The sequence below is a fragment of the Muricoprocola aceti genome (genome assembly GCF_025567005.1).
Taxonomy (GTDB): Bacteria; Bacillota; Clostridia; order Lachnospirales; family Lachnospiraceae; genus Marvinbryantia; species Marvinbryantia aceti.
On record NZ_JAOQKE010000010.1, the window covers coordinates 1 to 26,015 of the forward strand.

Annotated in this window: 21 protein-coding genes, 1 tRNA gene and 2 pseudogenes; 3 read left to right on the forward strand and 21 right to left on the reverse strand. The window is 44.6% G+C overall.

Annotated elements, in window-relative coordinates; genetic code table 11:
• Window positions 1-335 precede the first annotated feature (335 nt).
• Window positions 336-1,895 carry an alpha-amylase family glycosyl hydrolase gene (locus tag OCV47_RS08920; protein ID WP_262654746.1) on the reverse strand — a complete coding sequence of 520 codons (1,560 nt, stop codon included), beginning with the start codon at window positions 1,893-1,895 and terminating at the stop codon, window positions 336-338.
• Between the two features lie 414 nt (window positions 1,896-2,309).
• On the opposite strand from OCV47_RS08920, the gene OCV47_RS08925 reads away from it, so the two are divergent.
• Entirely contained in the window at window positions 2,310-3,695 is a 1,386-nt protein-coding gene (locus OCV47_RS08925; protein WP_262654747.1) for an MATE family efflux transporter, read from the forward strand.
• Window positions 3,696-3,763: 68 nt separating this feature from the next.
• Here the strand turns inward: OCV47_RS08925 and OCV47_RS08930 are convergent, their stop codons facing one another.
• The 20 genes and pseudogenes from OCV47_RS08930 to OCV47_RS09015 form a co-directional block, all read right to left on the reverse strand.
• Window positions 3,764-5,851 (reverse strand): polyribonucleotide nucleotidyltransferase, encoded by a 2,088-nt coding sequence (locus OCV47_RS08930; RefSeq protein ID WP_117449919.1) that lies wholly within the window; start codon window positions 5,849-5,851, stop codon window positions 3,764-3,766.
• Window positions 5,852-6,074: 223 nt separating this feature from the next.
• Window positions 6,075-6,341, reverse strand: coding sequence for a 30S ribosomal protein S15 (gene rpsO, locus OCV47_RS08935; RefSeq protein WP_117449918.1), 267 nt, complete (start codon window positions 6,339-6,341; stop codon window positions 6,075-6,077).
• Between the two features lie 115 nt (window positions 6,342-6,456).
• Window positions 6,457-6,885, reverse strand: coding sequence for a DUF3592 domain-containing protein (locus OCV47_RS08940; protein WP_117449917.1), 429 nt, complete (start codon window positions 6,883-6,885; stop codon window positions 6,457-6,459).
• Window positions 6,886-6,994: 109 nt separating this feature from the next.
• Window positions 6,995-8,185 carry an AI-2E family transporter gene (locus OCV47_RS08945; protein WP_262654748.1) on the reverse strand — a complete coding sequence of 397 codons (1,191 nt, stop codon included), beginning with the start codon at window positions 8,183-8,185 and terminating at the stop codon, window positions 6,995-6,997.
• 248 nt (window positions 8,186-8,433) lie between these two features.
• A complete protein-coding gene (locus OCV47_RS08950; RefSeq protein ID WP_262654749.1) occupies window positions 8,434-9,339 on the reverse strand; it encodes a bifunctional riboflavin kinase/FAD synthetase in 906 nt (301 codons plus the stop codon).
• 18 nt (window positions 9,340-9,357) lie between these two features.
• Entirely contained in the window at window positions 9,358-10,299 is a 942-nt protein-coding gene (truB, locus tag OCV47_RS08955) for a tRNA pseudouridine(55) synthase TruB (RefSeq protein WP_262654750.1), read from the reverse strand.
• Window positions 10,300-10,320: 21 nt separating this feature from the next.
• Window positions 10,321-11,280: a DHH family phosphoesterase gene (locus OCV47_RS08960; RefSeq protein WP_331481282.1), complete on the reverse strand. Its 960-nt coding sequence runs from the start codon at window positions 11,278-11,280 to the stop codon at window positions 10,321-10,323.
• A complete protein-coding gene (gene rbfA, locus OCV47_RS08965) occupies window positions 11,264-11,650 on the reverse strand; it encodes a 30S ribosome-binding factor RbfA (RefSeq protein ID WP_262654751.1) in 387 nt (128 codons plus the stop codon). Before rbfA ends, OCV47_RS08960 begins: the two co-directional genes overlap by 17 nt.
• 34 nt (window positions 11,651-11,684) lie before the next feature.
• A complete protein-coding gene (infB, locus tag OCV47_RS08970; RefSeq protein WP_262654752.1) occupies window positions 11,685-14,579 on the reverse strand; it encodes a translation initiation factor IF-2 in 2,895 nt (964 codons plus the stop codon).
• Complete coding sequence (locus tag OCV47_RS08975) at window positions 14,557-14,901, reverse strand: L7Ae/L30e/S12e/Gadd45 family ribosomal protein (RefSeq protein ID WP_117449386.1); 345 nt, start codon at window positions 14,899-14,901, stop codon at window positions 14,557-14,559. The genes infB and OCV47_RS08975 overlap by 23 nt, the downstream gene beginning before the upstream one ends.
• Window positions 14,888-15,166 carry an RNase P modulator RnpM gene (gene rnpM, locus OCV47_RS08980; RefSeq protein WP_117449387.1) on the reverse strand — a complete coding sequence of 93 codons (279 nt, stop codon included), beginning with the start codon at window positions 15,164-15,166 and terminating at the stop codon, window positions 14,888-14,890. The genes OCV47_RS08975 and rnpM overlap by 14 nt, the downstream gene beginning before the upstream one ends.
• A 15-nt stretch (window positions 15,167-15,181) precedes the next feature.
• Window positions 15,182-16,333, reverse strand: a complete 1,152-nt coding sequence (gene nusA / locus OCV47_RS08985; RefSeq protein ID WP_262654753.1) for a transcription termination factor NusA — start codon at window positions 16,331-16,333, stop codon at window positions 15,182-15,184.
• 15 nt (window positions 16,334-16,348) lie between these two features.
• Window positions 16,349-16,816 carry a ribosome maturation factor RimP gene (gene rimP, locus OCV47_RS08990; protein WP_117449389.1) on the reverse strand — a complete coding sequence of 156 codons (468 nt, stop codon included), beginning with the start codon at window positions 16,814-16,816 and terminating at the stop codon, window positions 16,349-16,351.
• A 132-nt stretch (window positions 16,817-16,948) separates the two neighbouring features.
• Window positions 16,949-17,422 (reverse strand): ATP-binding cassette domain-containing protein, encoded by a 474-nt coding sequence (locus OCV47_RS16180; protein ID WP_416888012.1) that lies wholly within the window; start codon window positions 17,420-17,422, stop codon window positions 16,949-16,951.
• Between the two features lie 72 nt (window positions 17,423-17,494).
• Window positions 17,495-17,911, reverse strand: a pseudogene (locus tag OCV47_RS16185) (ATP-binding cassette domain-containing protein); the annotation flags it as partial.
• Window positions 17,912-17,992: 81 nt separating this feature from the next.
• A pseudogene (locus OCV47_RS16190) lies at window positions 17,993-18,778 on the reverse strand (ATP-binding cassette domain-containing protein); the annotation flags it as partial.
• On the reverse strand, window positions 18,775-21,021 hold the full coding sequence (locus OCV47_RS09000; protein WP_262654755.1) for a DNA gyrase/topoisomerase IV subunit A: 2,247 nt from the start codon (window positions 21,019-21,021) through the stop codon (window positions 18,775-18,777). The pseudogene OCV47_RS16190 and the gene OCV47_RS09000, both read right to left, overlap by 4 nt.
• Window positions 21,022-21,073: 52 nt before the next feature.
• A complete protein-coding gene (locus tag OCV47_RS09005; protein ID WP_262654756.1) occupies window positions 21,074-22,996 on the reverse strand; it encodes a DNA gyrase/topoisomerase IV subunit B in 1,923 nt (640 codons plus the stop codon).
• Between the two features lie 85 nt (window positions 22,997-23,081).
• A tRNA-Glu gene (locus tag OCV47_RS09010) sits at window positions 23,082-23,153 on the reverse strand.
• Between the two features lie 415 nt (window positions 23,154-23,568).
• Window positions 23,569-24,192, reverse strand: a complete 624-nt coding sequence (locus OCV47_RS09015; protein ID WP_262654757.1) for an ABC transporter permease subunit — start codon at window positions 24,190-24,192, stop codon at window positions 23,569-23,571.
• A 143-nt stretch (window positions 24,193-24,335) separates the two neighbouring features.
• Here OCV47_RS09015 and OCV47_RS09020 point away from each other — a divergent pair, with 143 nt between their 5' ends.
• Both OCV47_RS09020 and OCV47_RS09025 read left to right on the forward strand, forming a co-directional pair.
• Entirely contained in the window at window positions 24,336-25,196 is an 861-nt protein-coding gene (locus OCV47_RS09020) for a PHP domain-containing protein (RefSeq protein WP_262654758.1), read from the forward strand.
• Window positions 25,186-26,004, forward strand: a complete 819-nt coding sequence (locus OCV47_RS09025) for a Cof-type HAD-IIB family hydrolase (RefSeq protein WP_262654759.1) — start codon at window positions 25,186-25,188, stop codon at window positions 26,002-26,004. Before OCV47_RS09020 ends, OCV47_RS09025 begins: the two co-directional genes overlap by 11 nt.
• Window positions 26,005-26,015 lie beyond the last annotated feature (11 nt).

The window sequence follows — 26,015 nt, forward strand, 5'->3', positions numbered from 1 at the left end:
GCAGCATATGGTTTTGAGGTACCATGTCATCCATGGAAAACATCATCATTTGTTCTCTTTTTTTATCTGTATTTTTCGTCATCATAAAAAAACACCGCCCTTCTGATATTTATTATATCAGAAAAGCGGCTCCAACAATAGCAAAACCCTGCAAAAGCAGGGCTTTGTCTACAGTCTGAGACAACAAATTAATTTGTTGTCTACCTGCGCTGCTGAATTGGCATACTGCCGGCTATGCGAATTTCTGTTTTCGTTATGTTATTGTATCTTTTTTCGATGCAGTCATTTCAAAGCTTAAAATCGATGTAACTGTTCAGAGCCAGGTAAAATAATAGTTATGATATTTTTACAAATACAACACTTTGGCCCTGTATGGTGATCTTTTTGCCATCACTGGACAAACCTCTTCCAAACTGATAGAGCACTTCACCAATCTGTCCATCATATGGGAATTCCACCGTTCTGGCTGCCGGATTGATGACCACCAGAATATTTTCTTCTTCGCTGCTTCTTACATAAGCCAGTGGATAGGCATTTTCTTCTGCATAGACATAGGTAATCTCTCCCTTACTCTGAAGAGCCGGGTGTGCCATACGGATCTGAATCAGCTTCTGAACCTCATGATACAGAGAATCCGGATCCTGTTTCTGCGCTTTTAAGGTCGGACGATCTTTTGCCGGATCCTGCTGGATGTAGAGACACTCCTTCGGGGCATGGCTGAAGCCTGCATTCATACTGTCATCCCACTGCATCGGAGACCGGGAACCAGTACGTTCATAACCACCTTCTACTGAGGTTAATCCTTCCACATAACGCATGCCTATCTCGTCTCCATAATAGATAAATGGTGCTCCTGGCATGGATAACAGGAAAGCAAAAGCAATTTTCAGTTCATCTCCCTGCAGCCGACGTGCCAGACGAGCCATGTCATGATTGCCTGACGGAATACAGATCAGGCCCTTGCATTCTGATTTCTCATAATTTTTCTGATAAGTATGTACAAATTCTGCAATATTTCCTTTTCCGCTGGAAGAAAAGAATGGTTCTTCACAACGGAACAGATCCATATAGTGAGATGGACCAAACTGGAGTAAAAAGTCCATATGGAAACCACCCTGCAGGGATTTATCCGGCTCGCCCCATTCTGATACCATTGCAGCATCCGGAAATTCTTCGTTCAGGAACTTCCGCACATTCTGCCAGAGCCGAATGGTTCCTTTTCCCTCTTCGTCATTTTTTACCAGTGATCCTGCCATATCTACCCGAAATCCATCACACCCCATTTTCAGCCAGAAACGCATCACGTCTTTCATCGCTTCCAGAGTGGCCTGCGGTCCCGGATCATCAAAGGACTGCTGCCATGGCTTATCTGGCTTGTAAAAGCCGTAGTTTAATGCTGGCTGATGAGAAAAGAAGTTCACCGCACAGGAGCCGTCACGATCAGAAATACCTCGGATACAGCCCATGCCATCTGGTGATTCCCACACGCAGTCCGTCCAGACATACCGATCGGTATACTCATTTTTCTCTGCTTTCATAGATTCCCGGAACCATCTGTGCGTCACAGCGGTATGTCCCGGAACCAGATCCAGAATCACATGCAGACCTTTTTTATGCGCTTCTTCAAACAACCGTGCCAGATCTTCATTGGTTCCATATCGCGGTGCTACCTGACAGTAATCTTCCACATCATATCCCGCATCTCCAAAGGGTGACTGAAAACATGGATTCAGCCAGATAGCGTTACATCCAAGCTCACTGATATCATCCAGATGTCGGATGATACCTTCGATATCTCCGATACCGTCAGCATTGGTATCCTGAAATGATTGTGGATAAATCTCATAAAACACTGCATTGTCCAACCACTTTGGCTGTCTTGTCTGTTCACTCATGTGTATTTGTTCTCCCTATTTTTATTTTCTCGCTGTTTTGCAATTTACTTCAGCAATTTCTTATAGTATACACCAACTTCTTTTATTTTTCCATCTGTGATAATCACTGTCATCTGCATCTGAATAATTTTTCGGATCATTTTCAGGTTCCCCCTTTCTTTTCTGAGCCAATCATAATATAATAAATCTATTCATTCCGTGGTTATAACCACAAAAAAAGAGGGTTTTATGAGAAAATTTCAGTCCATACTTTTTCAGGGATTTACCGATGAGGACTGGACACAGCCGAAACAACTGTCCGGTATCCGCATCACTTCTTACTCAAATTAAGTCAGATCGATGCCGGTGAAATGCAACTGGATGGATTGATCGAATATCACAAAAATATGATCTATCTTACAAAGGACAATCTATATGAATAAAAAGATTTCTTCTATCCGTCTGCCATTTCACTTTGACCGTGCCATGCTGCCGGTGATTTTCTCTCTGGCCTGGCCGACCATGCTGGAACAGTTTATGCAGACGGCTGTTCAATACATTGATACCGCTATGGTGGGTACTCTTGGTACCCAGGCTACTGCAGCGGTGGGATCAACCGGTACGATCAACTGGCTGATTGAAAGTACGATCTCCGCTATTGGAATTGGATTTTTATATTATATTTCCCAGTCAATTGGAGCAGGAAACATCCTGCAGGCAAAAAAAGCAGCCGGACAGGCTGTTTTTTCTACGGTTCTGGCTGGTATTTTCTTTACGGTTCTGACCTGCGGATGCAGTCATCTGGTACCGGTATGGATGCGGGTGGATCCTTCCATTCGGGATATGGCCGCACGATATTTCCTGATTTTATATTCTCCAATGCTGTTCCGTACCATGAATATTATTCTGGGTACCGTACTGCGCTCTGCCGGAGATGCCAGGTCTCCTATGATTGCCGGCATCACCATGAATGTGATCAATATTGTGCTGAATTTCCTCCTGATCTACAATACCCGTTCCGTGTATCTTGGCAGCTGGCTTCTCACTGTTCCTGGAGCCGGATGGGGTATTGAAGGTGCAGCCATAGCCAGCGCTGTTGCATACACTTGCGGCGGCATCTTGATTGCCTGGAAGCTCTGGCATCACGATACCGTATCCCCAAAAGGCCAGTCTCTCAGACCGGACCCACAGGTATTAAAGCCCTGCCTGCGTGTAGCTTTTCCAAATATGCTCCAGCGCTTTGCAACTTCTTTGGGCTATGTGGCTTTTGCTTCCATGATCAATTCACTGGGAGAACTGTCTACCGCAGCACATACCATCGCCAATACCGTAGAATCTGCCTTTTACATTCCTGGCTGGGGTATGCAAACCGCAGCCGCTACCCTCTCCGGCAATGCCAGAGGTGCTCAGGATGAGGCACGTCTCCATCGGCTTTCCAACACCATTATTCCAATGGAAATCAGCCTGATGCTGGTATCCGGAGGTATGCTTTTTGTGTTTGCACCAGTCCTGATGGGAATCTTCACACATGATCCTCAGGTACTTTCTCTGGGAACTACTGTGCTTCGTATTGTTGCCATGTCAGAACCATTTTACGGCGTACCGATCGTTCTGGAAGGAATGATGCAGGGACTGGGAAAAACCATGATTCCATTTATCTTCAATATCATCGGTATGTGGGGTGTGCGCATCGTTGGAACTTTCATCTGCACCCAGCTTCTTGGGCTGGGACTGATTGCTGCCTGGGGATGTATGATTGCACATAACCTGCTGCTGTTTGTACTGTATATCGCTTTATTCTCCTCTGGAAAATGGAAATAATGAATTATTTGTCTAATCTGAAAAAGGGCAACCGGTTCATTCCGGATGCCCTCATTTTTCTTCTATTCTTACTGTTCAATGTCTTTCATACTGAAGCTGATTCTGCCCATCTTGTCTTTTCCAAGGCATACAACCTTCACTACATCACCTAATGACAGTACATCTTCTACCTTGTCAATTCTCTCTTTGGAGATCTTGGAGATGTGTACCATTCCTTCTTTTCCAGGAGCAAATTCCAGGAATGCACCGAATTCTTTGATGCTGATGACTTTTCCTGTGAATACCTGTCCTGCTTCGAAGTCTGTGGTGATGATACGAATCATATCCATAGCTTCTGCCATCTTTTCTTTATCTGTTCCACAGATGGATACTGCACCATCATCTGTGATATCAATCTTCACACCAGTCTGTTCGATGATTGCGTTGATGGTCTTTCCTCTCTGGCCAACTACATCACCGATCTTCTGTGGATCAATGTTGATCTGGATGATCTTTGGAGCATATTCTCCTACACTGCTTCTTGGCTCTGCAATAGCTTTTGCCATAACTTCATCCAGAATGTAGGTTCTTGCAATCTTTGTCTTGGCAATGGCTTCTTCAATGATCGGACGAGTCAGACCATGGATCTTAATATCCATCTGGATTGCTGTGATACCCTTATGAGTACCAGCTACCTTAAAGTCCATATCTCCGAAGAAGTCTTCCAGTCCCTGGATATCTGTCAGTACAATGTAGTCATCGTCTGTCTCGCCAGTAACAAGACCACAGGAAATACCTGCCACGGCACTCTTAATCGGCACACCTGCTGCCATCAGTGACATGGAAGATGCACAGATACTTGCCTGAGAAGTAGATCCGTTGGACTCGAAGGTCTCGGATACTGTTCTGATGGCATATGGGAATTCTGTTTCACTCGGAAGTACCGGTACCAGGGCACGTTCAGCCAGTGCTCCATGACCGATCTCACGACGTCCCGGTCCTCTGGATGGCTTTGTCTCACCTACAGAGTAGCTTGGGAAGTTGTAGTGATGCATATAACGTTTACTTGTCTCAGCCACGTCCAGACCATCAATCTTCTGTGCTTCTGACAGTGGAGCCAGTGTACAGATATTGCAGATCTGTGTCTGTCCACGGGTAAACATAGCAGAGCCATGTACTCTTGGAATCAGATCTACTTCTGCTGCCAGCGGACGGATCTGGTCGATCTGACGTCCGTCTGGACGCTTATGATCTTTTAAGATCATCTTACGAACAGTCTTCTTCTGATACTGGTAAACTGCTTCATCCAGTACAGCCAGCCATTCTTCATTATCAGCGAATTCTTCGGTCAGTTTTTCCTTAATCTGACGGATGTTCTCTTCTCTCTTCTGCTTCTCATCTGTGAAGACAGCCACTTCCATCTCTTCCGGAGTCACGATCTTCTTCATTGCTTCGAAAAGCTCTTCTGGAACTGCGCAGCTTGTATAGCTGTGTTTTGGTTTGCCACATTCTGCTACGATGGTGTCGATAAATGCGATAACCTTCTGGTTTACTTCATGAGCTGCAAAGATTGCTTCAATCATCTTATCTTCCGGTACTTCATTGGCACCAGCTTCAATCATGATGACTTTTTCTCTGGTAGATGCAACAGTCAGCTGCAGATCAGATACTGCCTTCTGTGCTGCGTTCGGGTTGAATACGAATTCACCGTCAATCAGACCTACCTGTGTGGTAGCTGTAGGGCCGTCAAATGGGATATCTGAAATCGCAGTTGCAATTGCAGAACCCAGCATAGCAGTCAGCTCCGGTGCACAGTCTGGATCTACGGAGAGTACCAGATTGTTCAAAGTTACATCATTTCTGTAATCCTTCGGGAACAGCGGTCTCATCGGTCTGTCGATAACACGGCTGGTCAGAATTGCATTCTCAGATGCCTTTCCCTCTCTCTTATTAAATCCTCCCGGGATCTTTCCTACTGCATACATCTTCTCTTCGTATTCTACGCTAAGTGGGAAGAAATCGATTCCTTCTCTTGGCTTCTCGGAAGCAGTTGCTGTAGAAAGGACAGTGGTATCACCATAGTGCATCAGTGCTGCACCATTTGCCTGCTTTGCTACACGATTTACATCGACTGTCAGTGTTCTGCCAGCCAGTTCCATGGAATAGCTCTTATACATGGTCATTCTCCTTTTCTTTTTGTTGTTACAGCGGCATAAGTCTTCCGAAACGACTGAAAAAAGCACTTACAGGAAATGCGCTTTTCAGTGGTCTCGGCTCTCTGCCGTCTGTGTGTTACGGTGTCTGTTGTCTGTAAAACATTTTACTGCAATAGAATACACGATCCGCGAATATTCTATTGTCATGAACAACAACGGGGACGGTTACCCGTCCCCATGTAAATTATTTTCTGATTCCTAATTTTGCAATTAAAGCACGGTATCCTTCAATATCAGTTTTCTTTAAGTATGCCAGTAAACCACGTCTCTGACCTACCATTTTCAGAAGACCTCTTCTTGAATGATGATCCTTAGGATTACTCTGCAGATGAGCTGTCAGTTCCTGAATTCTTGCTGTTAATACTGCGATCTGTACTTCAGGTGATCCTGTATCTCCTTCTTTACGTCCGTATTCAGCGATAATTGCCTGTTTCTTTTCTTTTGAAATCATGATTCTTTCTCCTTTCATTTTTAAACGCCTCACACTAAGAAACGGTCGGAGTGTCCTATCTCTGAGTGTCGGCTCATTTCATACCCGAACATTGTAACATGATCTTTTTGCTTCGTCAACCTCTTGTTGCAAATATCATAAAGAATATTCCACCGATACAACAACACAAAAATCCTGCATAATATATCGTCCTGGCAAGTTCTGTTCTTTTATCATTTTTGTATAGTTCAAATTCTTCCGGTTTTCTTTCGTTATAACGTATCTGTACCTCTTCATTCACCATATACAGACAGGGATTGCTTCCTTTTGCATATTGTTCCCGATGAAGAATTCCATCCGCATAAAATGTAATTACTGGATAAAAATAATCATGTATACCTGCCTGTCGTCCAAAGCTATCTGGTTCTCCCGCTACAATCTCTGCTACTACACCAGTTGTTTTTCCCTTGTATTTCTGTCTTCCTTCTATGGATAACAGCCAGAAATACCCTGCCAGAACCAGCAGACCTCCCAGCGCAATAAATACGATACTTGCTGTCAGCATTTTTTTCACCACCTGTTTTTTTCTTTAGCTATCATATTTCAGCCATTAAGAAAAGTCAAGTACTGATGCAATTGTACCGCACCATTATGGATCAGCGTACTTTTTTTCCTTATTCACTTTCCTCTGCCGTATATTCCACCACATCTGTCCTTGTCACTTGTTTTATATGTTGTTTTTTTAGACGACTATATACAAATTCACGGAAAATCGTATAAAATACCGATACCAGCGGAATAAAAATAAGCATACCTACAATTCCCATGAGATTTCCACCGATTGTAACTGCCGCCAGTACCCATATCGATGGCAGTCCTACGGATCCTCCAACAACATGTGGATAGATCAGATTACCTTCTATCTGCTGCAAAAACAAAAATACTATAATAAATAAAACTGCCTGTCTGGGATTTATCATAAAAATCAAAAGACTTCCCACTGCACAGCCGATAAAAGCGCCAAAAACAGGAACCAATGCGGTAAATGCAATCAAAATACCAATTAAAAGTGCATATGGCATTTTTAAAATACTTAACGTAATGACAAACATAGTTCCGAGAATCACAGCTTCCAGACACTGTCCGGCAAGAAAGTGTGCAAAAGTCCGATAGGTCAGGGAACATATTTTAAGAATTGCATCTGCTTTTTGTTTTGGAATAAACGCAAAAATCACTTTTCTTACCTGCAAATGCAGTCTTTCCTTCTGGAAAAGAATATAACAGGCAAAGGAAAACGCGATAAAAAAGGTCGCTAATCCGCTGGCAATGGAACCTACTGCTGACATCGTCGTATTCATCATATTTCCGGCGCCGCTTCCAAGAAGACTTATCCCCCATTTAATTGCCTGATCAGGCTGAAACTGCAGTTGATCTACCAGCTTCATAATTTCCTGATTATCATGTGAAAATTCTCTGATCCAGTTTTGCATCTGTGGAATAAAATCCGAAATACTTGTCATCAGATTTCCCATTGTCTGTGTTAGCTGAGGTATCACACCAAACATTACCAATACAATTACACCAGCCACCAGTATAATTGTAAGGAGCAGACTTATCGGTCTCGCAGCTTTTTTGCCTGTTTTATTTTCTTCTTTTATATTTCTGAGAATTTTCTTTTCCAGAAAACTCATTGGCACATTAATCACAAAGGCAATTGCACCACCAAGCGCAAAAGGAAACACGATTTTCCATGCTGTCTTTAAGACTTCAATCACTACATCGAATTTCCATAAAGCAACTACGAGAAATGCAGTAAACACAATCAGTTCCCGAATTTTTTTCATCGATCGTCTGCTTAAATCCATTATTTTTCTCCACTTCTTCTTAATTTTTTTACAATAAAGATCTCTTTAATAAAAAAGAGACCCTTATCGCATCATAAAAATGCAATAAAAGTCTCACCATTTCCTTATGATACCGGATGCTTCCATCGTACTGACGATATCACAAACGCAAAACTGTTAAGCGTAGGTTACTCCCCTTTATTGGCACCAATCATACACCCGATCCAATCTCTCTGTCAAGGTATGACATTGCCAGCTCTGATCTTTTTTCACTCTTTACTGTTAAAATATTCTTTTCCAAAGCAGATATCCCTGTGCATCTGTGCTTTCAATTCATCCAGATCCGGGAACTTCTGCTCCGGTCTCTCAAAGGAATACAACTGCACTTCAATTTCTTTTCCGTACAGATCTCCTTCAAAATCAAATAAATAGGTCTCTACGCCTCGGAAATATTCTCCCACAGTAGGCTTATATCCTATATTCGTTACGCCATTGAATATTCCTTCTTCCAGAACAGTCTTTGTCGCATAGACCCCATTGGGAGGCAGAAGCTTTCCCACGGATGGAATCAGGTTGGTGGTAGGCATTCCTAAGGTTCTTCCGATCCTCCGTCCATGAAGCACCTCGCCTCTGACTGTATAAGGATACCCCAGAAGTTCTGTGACCAGTTCCATATTTCCCTTTTCCAGTGCATCTTTTACGTAGGTACTGCTGATTTCCCGTTCCTGATACATCTCCTTTGGAACGATCTCCAGCGTATACCCCAGTTCTTTTTGCATCTGTTCCAGCAAATGGCAGTCTCCCTTTCTCTGATAACCAAACCGGAAGTCCTCACCTACTGCAATATATTTTGCCCGCAGACGTTTTACCAGAATATCACGTACAAAGTCTTCCGAACTCATATGAGAAATCTCCGGAAGGAATGGACAGTCGATCCACCAGGATACGCCCATCTTCTTTAAAAGTTCTTTTTTTTCACCTTTGGTCAGCAGTGCCGGATTCTTCGGATCCGGCCAGATGGTTACTACCACACTCTCCAGTCCTGCTTTTTCCTTCTCACAGATCCGCCGGATTAACTGCTGATGTCCCAGATGCAGTCCGTCGAACTTCCCCAGTGTCACCGCGCTGTCTCTGTCCATGGTATAATCGTCCATTAAGCCTTCTATATACTTCATGTTCTGTTCCTTTTTTTCCTATTTCTCATTTCGCCAGTCTAAAAACATCTTTACCGGCTGATAACGTTTTTTCTGCATATCATACTGGTAGACTCCACAGAAATGTTCCTGTGAGTCATATATACGCACCCAGCCGAAAGCCCTTTTTTCTGCTGATGTTCCTGTGAACTGATTTGGAAATAACGGATTTCCGTTATACAAAAATCTGTCCATTCCTTTTTTCATCTCGAAAGCCGGATACTGCTTCAGCATCTGATCCACCGGAATAATATGCTCCAGGAGTTCCTGACTGACACTCTCTCCCTCTGCCTTCTTCTTCTGCAGTTCTTCTGCTTCTGAAAGCCGCAGAGCGTCCTGAATCTCAAAGATCCCTACACGGATACGGGTCAGTTCTTCCATACAGGCACAGATTCCCAGCTTCTCTCCGATATCATGACACAGGGTACGGATATAGGTTCCCTTCGAACAGGTCACGGTCATGGTAACTCTCGGCAGGTCGATCTCTTCGATGGTCAGTTCCAGAATCTTTACAGGTCTGGCCTTCCGCTCAATGGTCTTGCCTTCTCGGGCCAGTTCATAGAGCTTTTTGCCATTTACCTTCAGTGCAGAATACATCGGTGGAATCTGTTCGTAATCCCCGATAAAACTCTCTGCCGCTTCCTTCACCTGTTCTTCTGTCACGGTCACCGGCATTTCCTTCAGAACTGTTCCTGAAATATCCTGCGTATCTGTCTCTTTTCCCAGAAGCATAACGGTTCGGTAAGTCTTATCCTTATCTGTCAGCATATCGCATAATCTGGTTCCGGCTCCCAGACATACCGGAAGCACCCCTTCCGCATCTGGATCCAGGGTGCCTGTATGTCCGATCTTTTTCTGCTTTAAAATTCCCCGCAGCTTTGCCACTACATCATGGGAAGTGTAGCCTTTTTCTTTGTAAATATTAATGACGCCATGAATCATTTTTTCACTCGTCTCCTGTTATTACATCTGTTTTTCAATATGAAGGGTCAGATTATTGATCACATCATGCATGGATCCCTGCATGGTACATCCGGCTGCACGCACATGTCCACCGCCGCCAAAATACTGAGCTACTTTACAGACATCCACATAAGATTTGGAACGAAGACTGACCTTATATTCCTGTACATTAGTCTCATACAGGAAAATAGCCACTTCCACGCCCCTGGTCAGTCTCATCTGACTGACAATGCCATCCAGATCTGACGGTTCCACACCGTAAAACTTCATATCTTTTTTCTTAATGGCACTGATGATACATCTGCCATCCAGAACCATTATGCTCTCCAGCAGTGCTCTTCCCAGAATCTGATTCTGCACATAAGTCTTTTCCATGTAAGTAGTGTCAATAATATAACTGCAGTCAATATCTTTGCGCATCAACTCTGCCGCCACTTCCATGGTATGAGGAGAGGTACAGGAATACTGAAAGATTCCGGTATCATGGGCAATCCCCATATACAGCGCTTCTGCAGTCTCTTTGGTGATCTTTTCCGGATCCATCACATGATAGACCAGTTCTGATGTCGAACTGACAGCCGGATCCACATAATCGGTATCGGCAAATCCCTTGTTGCTCACATGATGATCATAGCAAAGGGTATGGCGGGCTGTCTGAAAATACTTTACAGATTCGCCCAAACGTCCCAGATCTCCACAGTCCAGCGCAATAAACAGATCATAGATCTCATCGCTGTCACAGTTATGATGGATGTCCTCTGTGCCGCTGATGATGTGATAACTCTCCGGTATCTCCTGCAGATAGACATCGATCTTATTCAGCTGTGGAAAGTTCTCTTTTAAGTACAAATACAGTCCCATACAGGAACCGACACAGTCACCGTCCGGCCGGATATGGCCGGATATGGCTACTGTTGTGATTCCATTCAGTTCTTCCCTGATGTTATTCGTCTTGATCATCCTCATCCCTCCCGGATTCTTCCACATGATTTTCATCAATCAGCCTTGACATATGAACACCATATTCAATAGACTGATCCATTATGAATCGGATCTCCGGTGTATTTCTGAGATTCAGGTTTCTGGCAAGCTGACGTCTGATATAGCCGACTGCACTGTTCAGACCTTCCAGCGTCTTTTTCTGCGCTTCCTGATCTCCAAGCACACTGATATATGCTTTACATGTCTTCAGATCCGGCGCTACTTCTGCCGTAACCACTGAGGTCAGCGGATGAATACGTGGATCTTTGATCTCTCCACGGATAATATTAGCCAGTTCTCTCTGCACTTCGCTGTTAATCCGCGTATTCTTTATGCTGTTTTTTCTCATAATTGCTCCATTTCTCCAGGTACCCAGGCTGCTCCTATCGTGGTACTTCTACCATAGTATAAGCCTCTACCTGGTCAAATTCCTTGATGTCATTGAATTTTTCAAATACAAGACCACATTCATATCCTGTTTTTACTTCTTTCACATCATCTTTAAATCTCTTCAGAGATGCCAGTGCTCCATCAAAGATCTGTTCTCCGTCTCTGGTGATACGGCAGGAACAACCTCTCTGGAATACACCATCCAGTACATAAGCACCTGCAATGGTACCAACACCAGATGCCTTGAATGTCTGACGCACTTCTGCATGACCGATAACTTTTTCTTCAAATACCGGATCTAACATACCCTTCATAGCCGCTTCTACATCGTTGATTGCATCGTAGATGACACGGTACAGTCTCACGTCTACATTTTCACGCTCTGCGGTTGCCTTGGCACCGGAATCAATACGTGTGTTAAATCCAATGATAATTGCATTGGATGCTGCTGCCAGGCTGACATCGGATTCATTGATGGCACCTGCTGCTGCATGGATCACTTTTACTGCTACTTCTTCATTGCTGAGTTTTACCAAGCTCTGTTTTACCGCTTCTACGGATCCCTGTACATCGGCTTTTACAATCAGGTTCAGTTCTTTTAAGTTACCAGCCTGAATCTGTGTAAACAGATCATCCAGAGACATTTTGGACTTGGTCTCTTCCAGAAGCTTTTCTTTGCTCTGGCTGATGAATGTCTCTGAGAAACTTCTTGCCGCTTTTTCATTTTCGCATACAACGAATACTTCTCCTGCATTTGGTACATCGGAAAGTCCGAGAATCTCTACTGGTGTAGATGGTGTTGCTTCTTTGACACGTTTTCCTCTGTCGTCCATCATAGCACGAACCTTACCATAGCTTGCGCCTGCTGCCACGATATCTCCTACATGGAGAGTACCTTTCTGTACCAGCACGGTAGCAACCGGACCTTTACCTTTATCCAGTTCAGCCTCAATGACCAGACCTCTTGCTTTTCTCTTTGGATTGGCCTTCAGTTCCGCTACTTCAGCAGTCAGAAGAACCATTTCCAGCAGTGTATCCAGACCTTCATGGGTATGAGCAGATACTGGTACACATACGATATTTCCACCCCAGTCTTCCGGAACCAGTTCATGTTCTGCCAGTTCCTGTTTTACTCTGTCGATGTTCGCTGCCGGCTTATCAATCTTGTTGATGGCAACGATCACTTCAACACCTGCTGCCTTTGCATGGCTGATTGCTTCGATGGTCTGTGGCATTACACCATCATCGGCTGCTACAACCAGGATTGCAATATCCGTTGCATTGGCACCACGCATACGCATAGCGGTGAATGCTTCATGTCCAGGGGTATCCAGGAAAGTAATCTTCTGTCCGTTTACCTCAACCATGTAAGCACCAATGTGCTGTGTAATACCACCGGCCTCTCTGGAAATTACATGGGTATGGCGGATGGCATCCAGAATAGATGTTTTACCATGGTCAACGTGACCCATAACACAGACAACAGGCGGTCTGCTTACCAGTGTATCTTCTGGATCATCCTCTTCTTTTAACAGTTCTTCTATGACGTCTACTTTCACTTCATGCTCTGCAATACAGTTGTATTCCAGTGCGATCTCTTCTGCAGTTTCATAGTCAATCTCATGATTTACGGTTACCATAGTTCCCTGCAGGAACAGCTTCTTCACAATAGCTGCTGCCTGAATCTTCAGAATATCTGCCAGTTCACGAATGGTCATACTGTCTGGCAGTGTTACGGTTCTGATTTCATCTTCTTTCTTTTCTACCGGTTTTTCTACTGGTTTTACCGGTTTGATGAATCTTCCTGCTTTCTTTTCATTCTTCTGAGGATTATTCTTCTGTCCGGAACGTCCCTGTCCCTTCTCTTCTCTGTCGAACTTGTCATGCTTGTTATATTTTTCTTTTTCTGCACGGATACGGGACTCTTTGGTTACCGGCTTGCTTGCGATCTCTGGCTGAGCCATGGCACGTCCGCCACCGTTTCTTCCCTGGCTGCGTCCCTGTCCTCTGTTATCTCTGCTGTCTCTTCCGTCTTTATCACCAAAAGTTCTTCCCTGACCACGGTTGTCTCTGTCTCCAAAGCTTCTTCCCTGACCGCCGCGGTTATTATCTCTGTCTCCGAAATATCTTCCCTGGCCTCCACGATTATTGTCTCTGTCTCCAAAGCTTCTTCCCTGGCCTCCACGGTTGTTATCTCTGTCTCCGAAAGATCTTCCCTGACCTCCACGGTTATTATCTCTGTCTCCAAAGTTTCTTCCCTGACCGCCGCGGTTATTATTGTTGTTGTTTCTGAAGTTCTGACGATCCCCTCTGGAGGTCTCTTCATTTCTGGTATTCTCTGCTTTTGCCGGTTCTGCTGGCTTTGTCTGACTTTCTGCTTTTGGTACTGCCACCTTAGCTGCAGAAGCCTGTACCGCCGGTTTCACTGCATTTGCAGCAGCTACAGTTTTTTCTGTATTCTGTACCGGTGCTTCCGGCTTTACCTCTGTCTGAGCTGGCTTTGCAGCTGCCGGACGATTCTGTGGTGCCGCTGCCGGGCGCTGTCCAGCAGGTCTGCTGCCTGCTGCCGGACGCTGTCCCTGTGTACGCATACCGGATGGTCTCTGAATTCCGGTACGGCTGTTCTGAGAATGGAAGACTCTGGAAATATTCTTTTTCTTCGGTGCTTCCCCTGTCTTTGCAGCTTCTGCTGCAGGTGCTGCTTCTGCAGCCGGCTTTCTTACAACCTCTTTTACCGGTACCTGACGTTTTACCGTCTGTATCTGATCCTCTTCCAGCACACTCATATGACTCTTTACTTCAATGCCGTTTGCTGTCAGACAGTTGATGATTTCTTTATTATCTCTACCTAATTCTTTTGCTAATTCATATACTCTTATTTTTGACATACTCACTACCTCCGTTAGCCAATGTTAACTGCTTTCTGATTGCATCGGAAAGACCCTGATCGGTCACTGCCATGGATGCTCGGAATTCTTTTCCCATAGCTCCCCCCAGTTCTGTCTTCGTACCGTAAAAATATACGGGAACCTGATAATAATCGCACATATTCCTGAACTTCTTTTTTGTATTATCAGAGGCCTCATCTGAAACAATGACGAGATATGCAGTTCCAGTCTTCACAGCTTTTTCTGTAGAAAACTCACCGCTCACGGTTTTACCGGCCTTCGTTGCCAAACCTACGAGAGAGAGTACTCTATTCTGCTTCAATCTGCTCGATCTCCTTCTTCAAACTTTCATATATTTCCGCCGGAATATTCATCTTCAGTGAACGTTCCAGTCCCTTATTTTTACACGCTTTTTCAAAACAGGCGGACTGTTTGCAAAGATATGCTCCCCGTCCGTTCTTACGTCCTGTTGTGTCAATCACAAGTTCTTCCTCCGGTGTCCGGATGACGCGCAGCATCTCTTTTTTGCTCTTCATTTCCTGACACCCGATGCATTTGCGCATAGGGATTTTTCTTGCCTGACTCATATACTCACTCCTGCCTTATTCTTCTGATGATTCTGCCGGAGCTTCTGCGTCAGCAGTCGGTTCTTCTTCATAGTATTCATCGTATCCGTCTTCGTAATACTCATCTTCATCATATGCTTCGAAATCGCCTGCCTCGATAGCCTGTGTCTCACTCTTGATATCAATCTTGAAGCCGGTCAGTCTTGCTGCCAGTCTCGCGTTCTGTCCTTCCTTACCGATTGCAAGAGATAACTGATAATCAGGAACTACTACCTTGGCTGTCTTCTCATCATTATCTGCTGCAACGTAGATAACTTTTGCAGGACTTAATGCATTCTCGATCAGAATTGCAGGATTCTCATCCCAGTTAATGATATCGATCTTCTCACCTTTGAGTTCATCCACAATTGCATTGACTCTGGCACCGTTTACACCAACACACGCTCCTACCGGATCTACATCTGGATCATTAGACCATACTGCCATCTTGGTTCTGTTGCCAGCTTCTCTGGAAATGCATTTGATCTCTACTGTACCATCTCTTACTTCGGTTACTTCGTTCTCAAATAAACGTTTTACCAGTTCCGGATGGGTTCTGGATACCAGGATCTTCGGTCCCTTTGGTGTATCTTTTACTTCCAGTACATAGACTTTTACTCTCTCGTTTGGCTTGAATGTCTCACCTTTAACCATTTCGTTTTCATTTAAAATAGCATCTACTTTACCAAGATTGATGCTGACATTTCTTCCCAGATATCTCTGCACAATACCGGTTACTACTTCTCTTTCTTTGCTGTAGTATTCATTGTACAGTACCTTTCTCTCTTCTTCACGGATCTTCTGCAGAATCACATTTTTTGCATTCTGAGTAGCAATACGTCCGAATTCTTTGGATTTGATCTCTACATTTACGATATCACCCAGCTCATACTTGGAGTCTTTCATCTTTGCATCTGTCAGACTGATCTCCGTTACCGGATCTTCTACCTCTTCTACTACTGTCTTGGCAGCCATAACAGTGAAATCTCCGGTTTCCGGATTGATGGTTACTTTTACGTTGTCTGCTTTTCCGAAATGGTTCTTACATGCCTGAAGCAGAGACTGTAAAATCGCTTCCAGTAAAGTGCTTTTGCTGATATTTTTTTCTTTCTCCAGAATATCCAATGCTTCGATTAATTCGCTGTTCATTTTCCTCATTCCTCCTTAAAAATCAAATGCGAGCCGGATCAACGCTATGTCAGACCGGTTGATCTGCATCTTTTCTTCCTCTTCAAGCTCAATGGTTACGGTTTCTTTATCGTATGCTTCCAGTATGCCGATAAATTCTTTCTGTCTGTTAATCGGGCGGAAAGTGCGGATCTCCACCTCTTCCCCGATACTTCTGGCGAAGTCTTTTTCTTTCTTCAGCGGTCTTCCAAGACCAGGAGAGCTTACCTCGAATACATAAGAATCTTCTACAAAATCCTTCTCATCCAGAATATCATTTGCTGCTCTGCTTACCAGTTCACAGTCATCTACGGTAATTCCACCCGGCTTATCGATATATGCTCTCAGGTACCAGGTACCGCCTTCTTTCACATACTCCACATCTACCAGTTCAAATCCGTTGGCATCCACGATTGGCTGCAGAATCTCTTCTGTCTTCTGTTCATATTCTTCTCGTTTTGTCATTCGACCTGTCTCTCCTCCTTTATTTTTCAACTGAAACATAAAAGAATGAGTGAACTTTTCGTCCACTCATTCACGTCAGTTACATATATCGTTGTTATCATAACACGCTTTTTTCAAAAAAACAAGAGTTTTTCAGCTTTTTTGTGCCTCAATTTTCTCAGCAAGCTCTGTCAGATACTCCCAGCGCTCCATTTTCTGTTCCAGAAGTGCCTCTGTCTCTTCTTTTTCTTTTGTCAGATCTGACAGCTTTCCGTAGCTGCTGGCATTGGCCATCATCTCTGCTTCCAGATCAGCAATTTTCGTTTCCAGTTCTTCGATATCACTCTCAATCGTCTCAAATTCCCGCTGTTCTTTGTAGCTGAACTTTAACTTCGATGGCTGCTTTCTTCCTGCATTTTTCTGTTCTCTGACCGAAAGGGTGTCTGCTTTTTTCTGAACTGATGTGTTCTTCCATCCACCAGGCTCCTGACCATAGCGTCGTTCAAAGGCAATCAGATAATCGCTGTAACCACCTTCATATTGCCGGATATGCCCATTTTCTTCAAAGGCAAAGATCCGTCGCACAATCCGGTCAAGGAAATAACGGTCATGGGATACCGTAATCACAATGCCATCAAAATGATCCAGATAATCTTCCAGAATTGTCAGAGTCTGAATATCCAGATCGTTTGTCGGCTCATCCAGAATCAGTACATTCGGAGCACTCATCAATACACGGAGCAGCTGCAGTCTTCTGCGTTCCCCGCCGGATAATTTTCCAATCAGACTATACTGCATATTACCATCAAATAAAAATCGTTCCAGCATCATAGCCGCCGTGATCTTGCCTTCTGTAGTGGTGATATATTCTCCCACTTCTTTGACATAATCGATCACGCGCATATTCTCATCCATTTTTCGGCTGTCCTGGGAAAAATAGCCGATTTTCACAGTATCACCGATCGTGACTGTTCCTTCTTTCGGCTGTTCTTCTCCTACGATAATTTTCAACAGAGTACTTTTTCCACATCCGTTTTCTCCTATGATGCCGATGCGGTCATTTTTCAGGAAAATATAGCTGTAGTCCCGGAACAGCACCCGGTCGCCGTAGGCCATTGACACGTTCTCCAGTTCAATGGTCTTTCGTCCCATTCTGGTGCTGACAGAACTCATCTCGATGACAGAATCCTCCACTGGCCCTTTTTGTGCCTGCATCTCTTCAATACGCTGAATATGGGCCTTCTGCTTGGTAGATCTGGCTCTGGCACCTCTGGCCAGCCATTCCAGTTCGGTACGAAGCATACTCTGGCGCTTCCGCTCTGATGCAATCTCGATATTCTGCCTCGCCTCTTTCAGACGAATGAATTCTGAATAATTTCCCGGATAAGTATAAATCTTCCCCTTATCCAGTTCCACGATCCGGTTGGATACCCGGTCCAGAAAATAACGATCATGAGTAACCATCACCACCGCACTTTTGGAATTCGTCAGATAATCTTCCAGCCATTCAGACATGGCATTATCCAGATGGTTGGTCGGCTCATCCAGAATCAGGATATCCGCTTCAGATAACAATACCTGTGCCAGTGCCACACGCTTTTTCTGTCCGCCGGACAGTTCACTCATTGGCTGGTCAAAGTTCGGTACCTTCAGCTGGTTCAGCATGGTTTTCGCATCACTTTCCAGCGTCCAGGCATTCCATTCATTCTGATTGCCTTCCATCACTGCCTCCAGCGCTGTCATATGCTCTGGGAAAGTCTGCTGCTGTGTCAGAAAGCGAATCTGTACCTTGTTTCCTTTTGTCACCTTCCCCACATCCGGTTCTTCCTGTCCGGCAAGAATCTTCAGCAACGTAGACTTGCCGGTTCCATTGATGCCAATGATTCCGATCTTGTCTCCTTCCTGAATACTGAAATCTGTATCATCAAACAGCTTTCGTTCCGTATACGCTTTCGTCAGATGTTCTATGGTCAGTAAATTCATACTCGGATCCTCGTTCCTTTCGTATCGCGACCTGCGATCTTTAACTTATCCAGATGTACTTCTTTTTCTTTATAGTAAATGACTTTATCCTTTTCACTGTCCGGATAGTATACCTCTTCAATTCGGTCCTCTCCGTCCAGTTTCATACCGCGAACGCCAATCGCCGCTTTCTTCTTCTGTGGTATCTCACTGATGGCAATTCGCAGGCACATACCCTGATGGCTGCGAAATACACAGGTCTGCGCTTCTCCCAAAGCTGCGATCGATACTACTTTATCTTCTTCTCCCAGCTTCGTTGCTGCAATGGTACGTTTGGCTACGTCAAATTCCGTACCCTCTACCTGCTTGATCATTCCCTTTTCCGTAACAAAAATCAGTACTGACATTCTTACTTTCTGCAGAGTATCTACAAAAATAATTCGTTCCGTCTTACCATCATAATTACAGATATTATCAATCGGCTTGCCCTTATCACGGAACTTGCCATATGGCACATCCATGACTTTTAACAGATGCTGACTTCCCGTATCGGTCATGACACAAAGCTTATCCGTATTCATGCAGAACAGCACATACTTGCTTTCTGCATCCGCTGCTTCTTTATTTCTCTCATAAACAGCCGGATCCACGGTTCTGGCATAGCCGAAACGATCCATGAGGAATACCACTTCCATGGCTTCTGCTTTCTTTTCTTCGTAAACAGCTTCTTCGCCATTCTCCACTACCGTCCGGCGCTCTCTGCCATATTCCTTCTTGATTGCTTTTAATTCTTTTACAATCAGGTTCGCCATGGAATCATAGTTATTCAACAGATCCTGATAGGTCTCAATATGTTCCAGTGTGATCTCGTATTCCTTCTGCAGTGCCTCGATCTCCAGTCCGATCAGCTTATACAGGCGCATTTCCAGAATTGCTGCCGCCTGGGCTTCTGTAAACTTCAGCTGCTCTGCCTGCTTCCTGGATGCTCTGGACTTGAACTTGATTCCATCTATCACGCCCAGTACCAGGCAGTCCTTTACCTGCTGCTGGCTCTTGCTGCCTCGCAGGATCTCGATAATCAGATCAATCACATCACAGGCCTTGATCAGACCTTCCTGAATCTCTTTCCTGTGCAGTTCTTTATCTAATAAAGTCTGGTATTTTCTTGTATTGACTTCAAACTGAAAATCAATATGATGCTCAATAATCCGCTTCAGACTCAAAGTCTCCGGTCTGCCTTCTGCCACCGCCAGCATATTCACTCCAAAGGTATCTTCCAGCCTGGTCTTTTTATAGAGCATATTGATCAGATTCTTCACATCCGCATTCTTGCGCAGCTCCAGTACAATACGGATACCGTCTTTGGAAGACTGGTTGGAAATATCTGTGATATCTGTGGTCTTTTTTGACTCTACCAGATTCGCAATATCATTTAAGAACTTGCCAATATTCGCTCCCATCATGGTGTACGGGATCTCCGTAATGACCAGATTCTCTTTTCCGCCCTTCGTCTGTTCCACTTCCACTTTTCCACGCAGACGAATCTTGCCGGTTCCTGTTTCATATATCTCCAGCAGGTCATCTTTATTGACTACCAGTCCTCCGGTCGGGAAATCCGGTCCCTGGATATATTTCATCAGTTCTTTTGTGGTAATGTCGCCATTTTTGATCGTGGCAATCACCGCATCGATCACTTCTCCCAGATTGTGAGGCGGAATGCTGGTCACCATACCAACCGCAATACCATCTGATCCATTGACCAGAAGATTCGGCAGACGTACCGGAAGCACCTCCGGTTCTTTTTCCGTCTCATCAAAGTTCGGCAGAAACTTCACTACGTTTTTGTCCAGGTCACCCAGGAATGCCTCCTGGGTGATCTTCTGCAGTCTGGCCTCCGTATATCGCATAGCCGCTGCCCCGTCTCCTTCGATGGAACCGAAGTTACCATGTCCGTCTACCAAAGGCAGTCCTTTTTTGAATTCCTGTGCCATCACCACCAGTGCGTCATAAATCGAGCTGTCACCATGAGGATGATACTTACCCATAGTATCTCCCACAATACGGGCACTTTTTCGATAAGGCCGATCATAGCGGATACCCAATTCATACATATCATACAGAGTTCTTCTCTGTACCGGTTTTAATCCATCCCGGACATCCGGAAGTGCTCTGGATATGATAACACTCATGGCATAGTCGATGTAAGACTTCTGCATCACTTCCGAATATTCGGTACGAATGATCTGTTCTCCTGTTCTCTCCATATATTCACACTACCTCTTTCTTTGCAAATTCGTGTAAGTTATCTATACTTTATCAGATATCCAGTTCTGCATCCTGTGCATGTTCATAGATGAAGGCTCTTCTTGGCGGAACTTCTGACCCCATCAGCATCTCCGTTACGCTGGAAGCCATACGAGCATCCTCGATCTCCACCCGTTTCAGAATTCTGGTCTCTGGATTCAGTGTCGTCTCCCACAGCTGTTCTGCATCCATTTCACCCAGACCTTTGTATCGCTGAAGAGTAAAATTCTTATGTGTCTTTCTATACTTTTCCAGTGCTTTATCATCATAGAGATATTCTTCTTTTCCTCTGGCCGGCATAGCCTTATAAAGAGGTGGCATGGCAATATAGACATGGCCTTCAAAGATCAGTTCCGGCATAAAACGATAGAATAATGTCAAAAGCAGAGTGCTGATATGGGCGCCATCCACATCCGCATCGGCCATAATAATAATCTTGTCATAACGCAGCTTTGTAATATCAAAGTCATTGCCGTATCCTTCTGAAAATCCACATCCAAATGCATTGATCATGGTCTTAATTTCAGCATTGGCCAATACTTTATCGATGCTGGCTTTCTCCACGTTCAGAATCTTTCCCCGGATCGGCATGATTGCCTGATAATTTCGATTTCTTGCCATCTTGGCTGAACCGCCCGCCGAATCTCCCTCTACGATAAAGATCTCACACAGTTCCGGCTTTCTGCTTTCACAGTTCGCCAGCTTACCATTGGAATCAAAGGAATACTTCTGCTTCGTCAGCATATTCGTCTTGGCTTTTTCTTCAGTCTTACGAATCTTGGCAGCACGCTCTGCACAGCTTAAGACCTGCTTCAGTACTTCCAGGTTACGGTCAAAATACAGTACCGCTTCATCACTGACTACCTTGGCCACAGCTTTAGAAGCATCTTGATTATCCAGCTTGGTCTTCGTCTGACCTTCAAACCGTGGCGCCGGATGCTTAATGGATACCACCGCTGTCATACCATTTCGAATATCCGCTCCGGTAAAGTTCACATCTTTTTCTTTCAGGATACCAAGTTCTCTGGCATAGGTATTCATGATACCGGTAAATGCCGTCTTGAAACCGGTCAGGTGAGTACCACCCTCTGCGTTGTAAATATTGTTACAGAAGCCCAGCACATTCTCATGGAACTCATTCACATACTGAATAGCACATTCCACAGTAATCCCGTCACTTTCTCCCTTGAAATACACTGGTTCTTCATTTACCAGTTCTTTATTCTTATTCAGATCCTTCACAAATCCCAGAATGCCATCTGATTCATGAAATTCTTCATGATCCAGCTCTGCCTGTCTTCTGTCTTCAAAGATGATGGTCAGAGCAGGATTCAGATAAGCCGTCTCATGAAGACGGCTTTTGATCTCATCTGCAGAGAAATACGTCTTTTCGAAAATCTCCGGATCCGGTAAGAAATTAATGCAGGTTCCGGTCTCTTTGGTCTTTCCCAGTGTAGGGAGAAGTCCATTCACCAGATCAATGGTCGGAACTCCCCGTTCAAACCGGTCATGGTGCACATATCCTTCCCGACTGATCTTCACATCCAGATAAACAGACAGCGCATTCACCACCGAAGAACCTACGCCGTGCAGGCCGCCACTGGTCTTATAATTGCTGTTATCGAATTTTCCTCCCGCATGGAGTGTGGTAAATACCAGACGCTCTGCAGGCATTCCCTTCTCATGCATGCCAACCGGAATACCCCGGCCATTATCGATGACTGTGGCGGAACCATCCTTTTCCAGATACACCTGGATCCGGTCACATTCCCCTGCCAGATGTTCATCCACCGCATTATCCACGATCTCATACACCAGATGGTTCAGACCTTTTCTGGAAACACTTCCGATGTACATACCAGGTCTCTTCCGGACTGCCTCCAGTCCTTCCAATACGGATATACTTGCTGCATCATAAGTCTTCTTCTTTGCCATACCAATGCTCCATTTCTCAATACAATCCTACTGTGTCAAAAAAAGCTCCCCTTAATCTCTTAAGGAGAGCTTTCTATTTTGTGAGCAGTTCGTAGGGGAATCGAACCCCTGTTTCCGCCGTGAGAGGGCGGCGTCTTAACCGCTTGACCAACGAACCGTACTTGCATATAATACAATGTTATCTTCTAAATGTCAACACCTTTTTTTAATTTTTTTATTTTGACTGACTTTATTTTTTAATTATACCAGAGGTACTAATCAAATTCCCATGACTAACCCTACACCGGAAAGGCAAAACCACGCTGAATCCGTGGTCATATACCCGATTGGCAATACAAGCTCGACCCCGGAAAAGCAAAATCTCGCTGAATCCGTGGTCATATACCCGATTGGCAGTACAAGCTCGACCCCGGAAAACAAAAATCACGCTGAACTCGTGGCTGTTTACCGGTTTTTCCAGGTAAATTTCTTCTATGGAAAAGAATCTTCAAAAAAGGCCTCATTCCAGGTACTAATTCGTACCAAGATATGGGGTCTTTAAGATCCATTTCTATTTTAGATCCTTTTTAATTTTACTTCACAATCATTCCGGTCTTTCTGTCACTGAACAGTGCTACTTCGATCAGGAAGATGATTCCAAGGATCAGCTGCTGCAGCTGTGTCGGGATCATCAGCATAACCAGACCACCGGAAAGTACTTTGTAGGTCATAACACCAAAAATGATGTTATAGAACCGCACTTTCGCACCACCATTTACCGGCATTCCGCCAAGTACCAGTGCGATCATAATCTGTGTCTCCAGCTGATTACCTGCTGTAGATGTTACAGAACCTACTTTGACAGAGTTGATGAATGCTGCCAGTCCGGTAATACATCCTGCTGTCATGTAGATCAGCATCTTGGTGCGGTCTACACGGATACCTGCAAATCTTGCTGCGGTCTCTCCTGCTCCGATTGCTTTCAGTCTGGATCCCAGTCCTGTGTAAGTAAATGCAAGATAAGCCACTACGAAGATGACAATGGTAAAGGTAAGCATGAATGTCAGTGTATTTTCATTATCCGCAATGCTCTCCGTACGGATCTGTCTCTTCAATGACTGTTGAAACAGAAACGTCTGCATAAGAAGAGCTGCCATGACACAGCCAACACAAAATACCATGATTGCTTTTCGCATGGTCCAGCCGCTTTTTTTCACTTTTCTCCCCCTGATCACCCAACAGTTTCTTCTGCTTCTATGGTACCGTTTGGACCTTACTTTGTCAATTTTTTAATTACTTGTATTTGCCTTCCATTTCGTTTATAATCCAATCAGCATCTTATATTTATCTGGAGGCATTTATGACACATACATCCATTGATCTGCATGTCCATTCCACTGCTTCCGATGGCACTTTCACACCAACTCAGCTGGTACACTATGCCATTTCCAGGGGTCTGGCTGCTTTTGCCCTGACGGATCACGACAGCGTGGCCGGTCTGAACGAAGCAATGTCTGCTGCTGCAGGCACCTCTCTGGAAGTCATCCGTGGAATTGAATTTTCTACCGTTTATCAGGGAAGTGATGTCCATATTGTAGGGCTGGATATCGATCCAGCTCATCCGGATTTTTCGAACCGGCTGCATCAGTTTCTTCATTCCCGGGAGACACGCAATCTCCGTATGATAGAAAAGATGCGGAAAGATGGCATGATCATTTCTCTGGAACTGCTGCAAAGGCGCTTTGGAGATACTGTTCTGACCCGTGCACATATTGCCCGGTTCCTTATGGAAGCCGGCTATGTATCCCAGATGTCAGAAGCTTTTGACCGCTTCTTAAGTCCTGGATGCCCTTATTATATCGAACGGGAAAAAGTGACACCTGCGGATGCCGTACAGCTGATCTGCTCCACTGGAGGGATCCCGATTCTTGCACACCCAATTCTGTACCATTTCACCGATGAAAAGCTTCGTCAGCTGATCGTTTCTCTGAAAAAAATGGGTCTGATGGGAATCGAGGCTATCTATTCTACCTATTCTGTCAGTGAAGAAGCCTATATTCGTGATCTGGCTGCTGAATTGGATCTTTGTATTTCCGGCGGTTCTGATTTTCACGGGGATAATAAGCCGGGGCTCGATCTTGGCTGTGGGTACGGACACCTGGACATTCCTCATTCTATTTTAGATACATTACGCGAAAGAAGGAAATACTATGAAGACTGAAACAAAAATTCTGTTTACGGATCTGGACGGCACACTGCTAAATGATCAGAAGCAGATCTCAGAAGGCAATCTGGCTGCGATCCGTCAGGCACTGGATCTTGGACATAAAGTGGTGATCTCCACCGGCCGGGCTCTGGCCAGTGCAAAGAAGCAGGCTGAGACTCTTGGTCTCACCATGCCCGGATGTTATATCATTGCATTTAATGGTGCCTGTATCTATGACAGTTATGAGCAAAAAGTAGTGTTCTCTCAGACTATCCCAATGGAGTATGTCTGCCACCTTTTTGAAGCAGCTCACAGCCATGGCATTCATATTCAGACCTATGATGATACACAGGTAGTGACAGAGACTGAAAATGAAGATCTGTACGAATACTGCCGCAATACCAGTATGGATTATAAGATTGTTCCATCCATTCGCGAGGCACTTACCACGGATCCTTACAAGGTTCTGGCAGTCGATTATCAGCACCATGAACCACTGATTCAGTTTCAGAAAGATATCAGCGGCTGGGCACAGGGAAAAATCGATGGTTACTTTTCCTGCGACTCCCTGCTGGAGATCATTGCACCAGGCATTTCCAAAGGAAATGCTATCCTGCGGTTATGCGAGCAGCTTCAGATTCCACTGGAGCATACCATTTCTGCCGGAGATGCTGACAATGATATCTCCATGCTGCAGACCACTCCGGTCAGTGTCGTGATGAAAAATGCTGATTCTCATATGCATACCTATGCTACTTATATTACCGAACATGACAACAATCATGATGGAGTGGCAGAGGCTATATATAAGTTTATGATATAAGAAAGCGAGGA

Coding starts and splice junctions, on each gene's coding strand:
- rimP (WP_117449389.1), bottom strand. CDS start 16,816: ATGACAAAACGAGAAGAATATGAACAGAAGACAGAAGAGATTCTGCAG.
- OCV47_RS08940 (WP_117449917.1), bottom strand. CDS start 6,885: ATGCTGACAGCAAGTATCGTATTTATTGCGCTGGGAGGTCTGCTGGTT.
- rnpM (WP_117449387.1), bottom strand. CDS start 15,166: ATGAGTCAGGCAAGAAAAATCCCTATGCGCAAATGCATCGGGTGTCAG.
- rbfA (WP_262654751.1), bottom strand. CDS start 11,650: ATGAGAAAAAACAGCATAAAGAATACGCGGATTAACAGCGAAGTGCAG.
- OCV47_RS09005 (WP_262654756.1), bottom strand. CDS start 22,996: ATGGCAAAGAAGAAGACTTATGATGCAGCAAGTATATCCGTATTGGAA.
- OCV47_RS08945 (WP_262654748.1), bottom strand. CDS start 8,185: ATGGATTTAAGCAGACGATCGATGAAAAAAATTCGGGAACTGATTGTG.
- truB (WP_262654750.1), bottom strand. CDS start 10,299: ATGATTCATGGCGTCATTAATATTTACAAAGAAAAAGGCTACACTTCC.
- OCV47_RS09020 (WP_262654758.1), top strand. CDS start 24,336: ATGACACATACATCCATTGATCTGCATGTCCATTCCACTGCTTCCGAT.
- infB (WP_262654752.1), bottom strand. CDS start 14,579: ATGTCAAAAATAAGAGTATATGAATTAGCAAAAGAATTAGGTAGAGAT.
- OCV47_RS09000 (WP_262654755.1), bottom strand. CDS start 21,021: ATGGAGAGAACAGGAGAACAGATCATTCGTACCGAATATTCGGAAGTG.
- nusA (WP_262654753.1), bottom strand. CDS start 16,333: ATGAACAGCGAATTAATCGAAGCATTGGATATTCTGGAGAAAGAAAAA.
- OCV47_RS08930 (WP_117449919.1), bottom strand. CDS start 5,851: ATGTATAAGAGCTATTCCATGGAACTGGCTGGCAGAACACTGACAGTC.
- OCV47_RS08950 (WP_262654749.1), bottom strand. CDS start 9,339: ATGAAGTATATAGAAGGCTTAATGGACGATTATACCATGGACAGAGAC.
- OCV47_RS08920 (WP_262654746.1), bottom strand. CDS start 1,895: ATGAGTGAACAGACAAGACAGCCAAAGTGGTTGGACAATGCAGTGTTT.
- OCV47_RS09025 (WP_262654759.1), top strand. CDS start 25,186: ATGAAGACTGAAACAAAAATTCTGTTTACGGATCTGGACGGCACACTG.
- rpsO (WP_117449918.1), bottom strand. CDS start 6,341: ATGATTTCAAAAGAAAAGAAACAGGCAATTATCGCTGAATACGGACGT.
- OCV47_RS08925 (WP_262654747.1), top strand. CDS start 2,310: ATGAATAAAAAGATTTCTTCTATCCGTCTGCCATTTCACTTTGACCGT.
- OCV47_RS08960 (WP_331481282.1), bottom strand. CDS start 11,280: ATGATCAAGACGAATAACATCAGGGAAGAACTGAATGGAATCACAACA.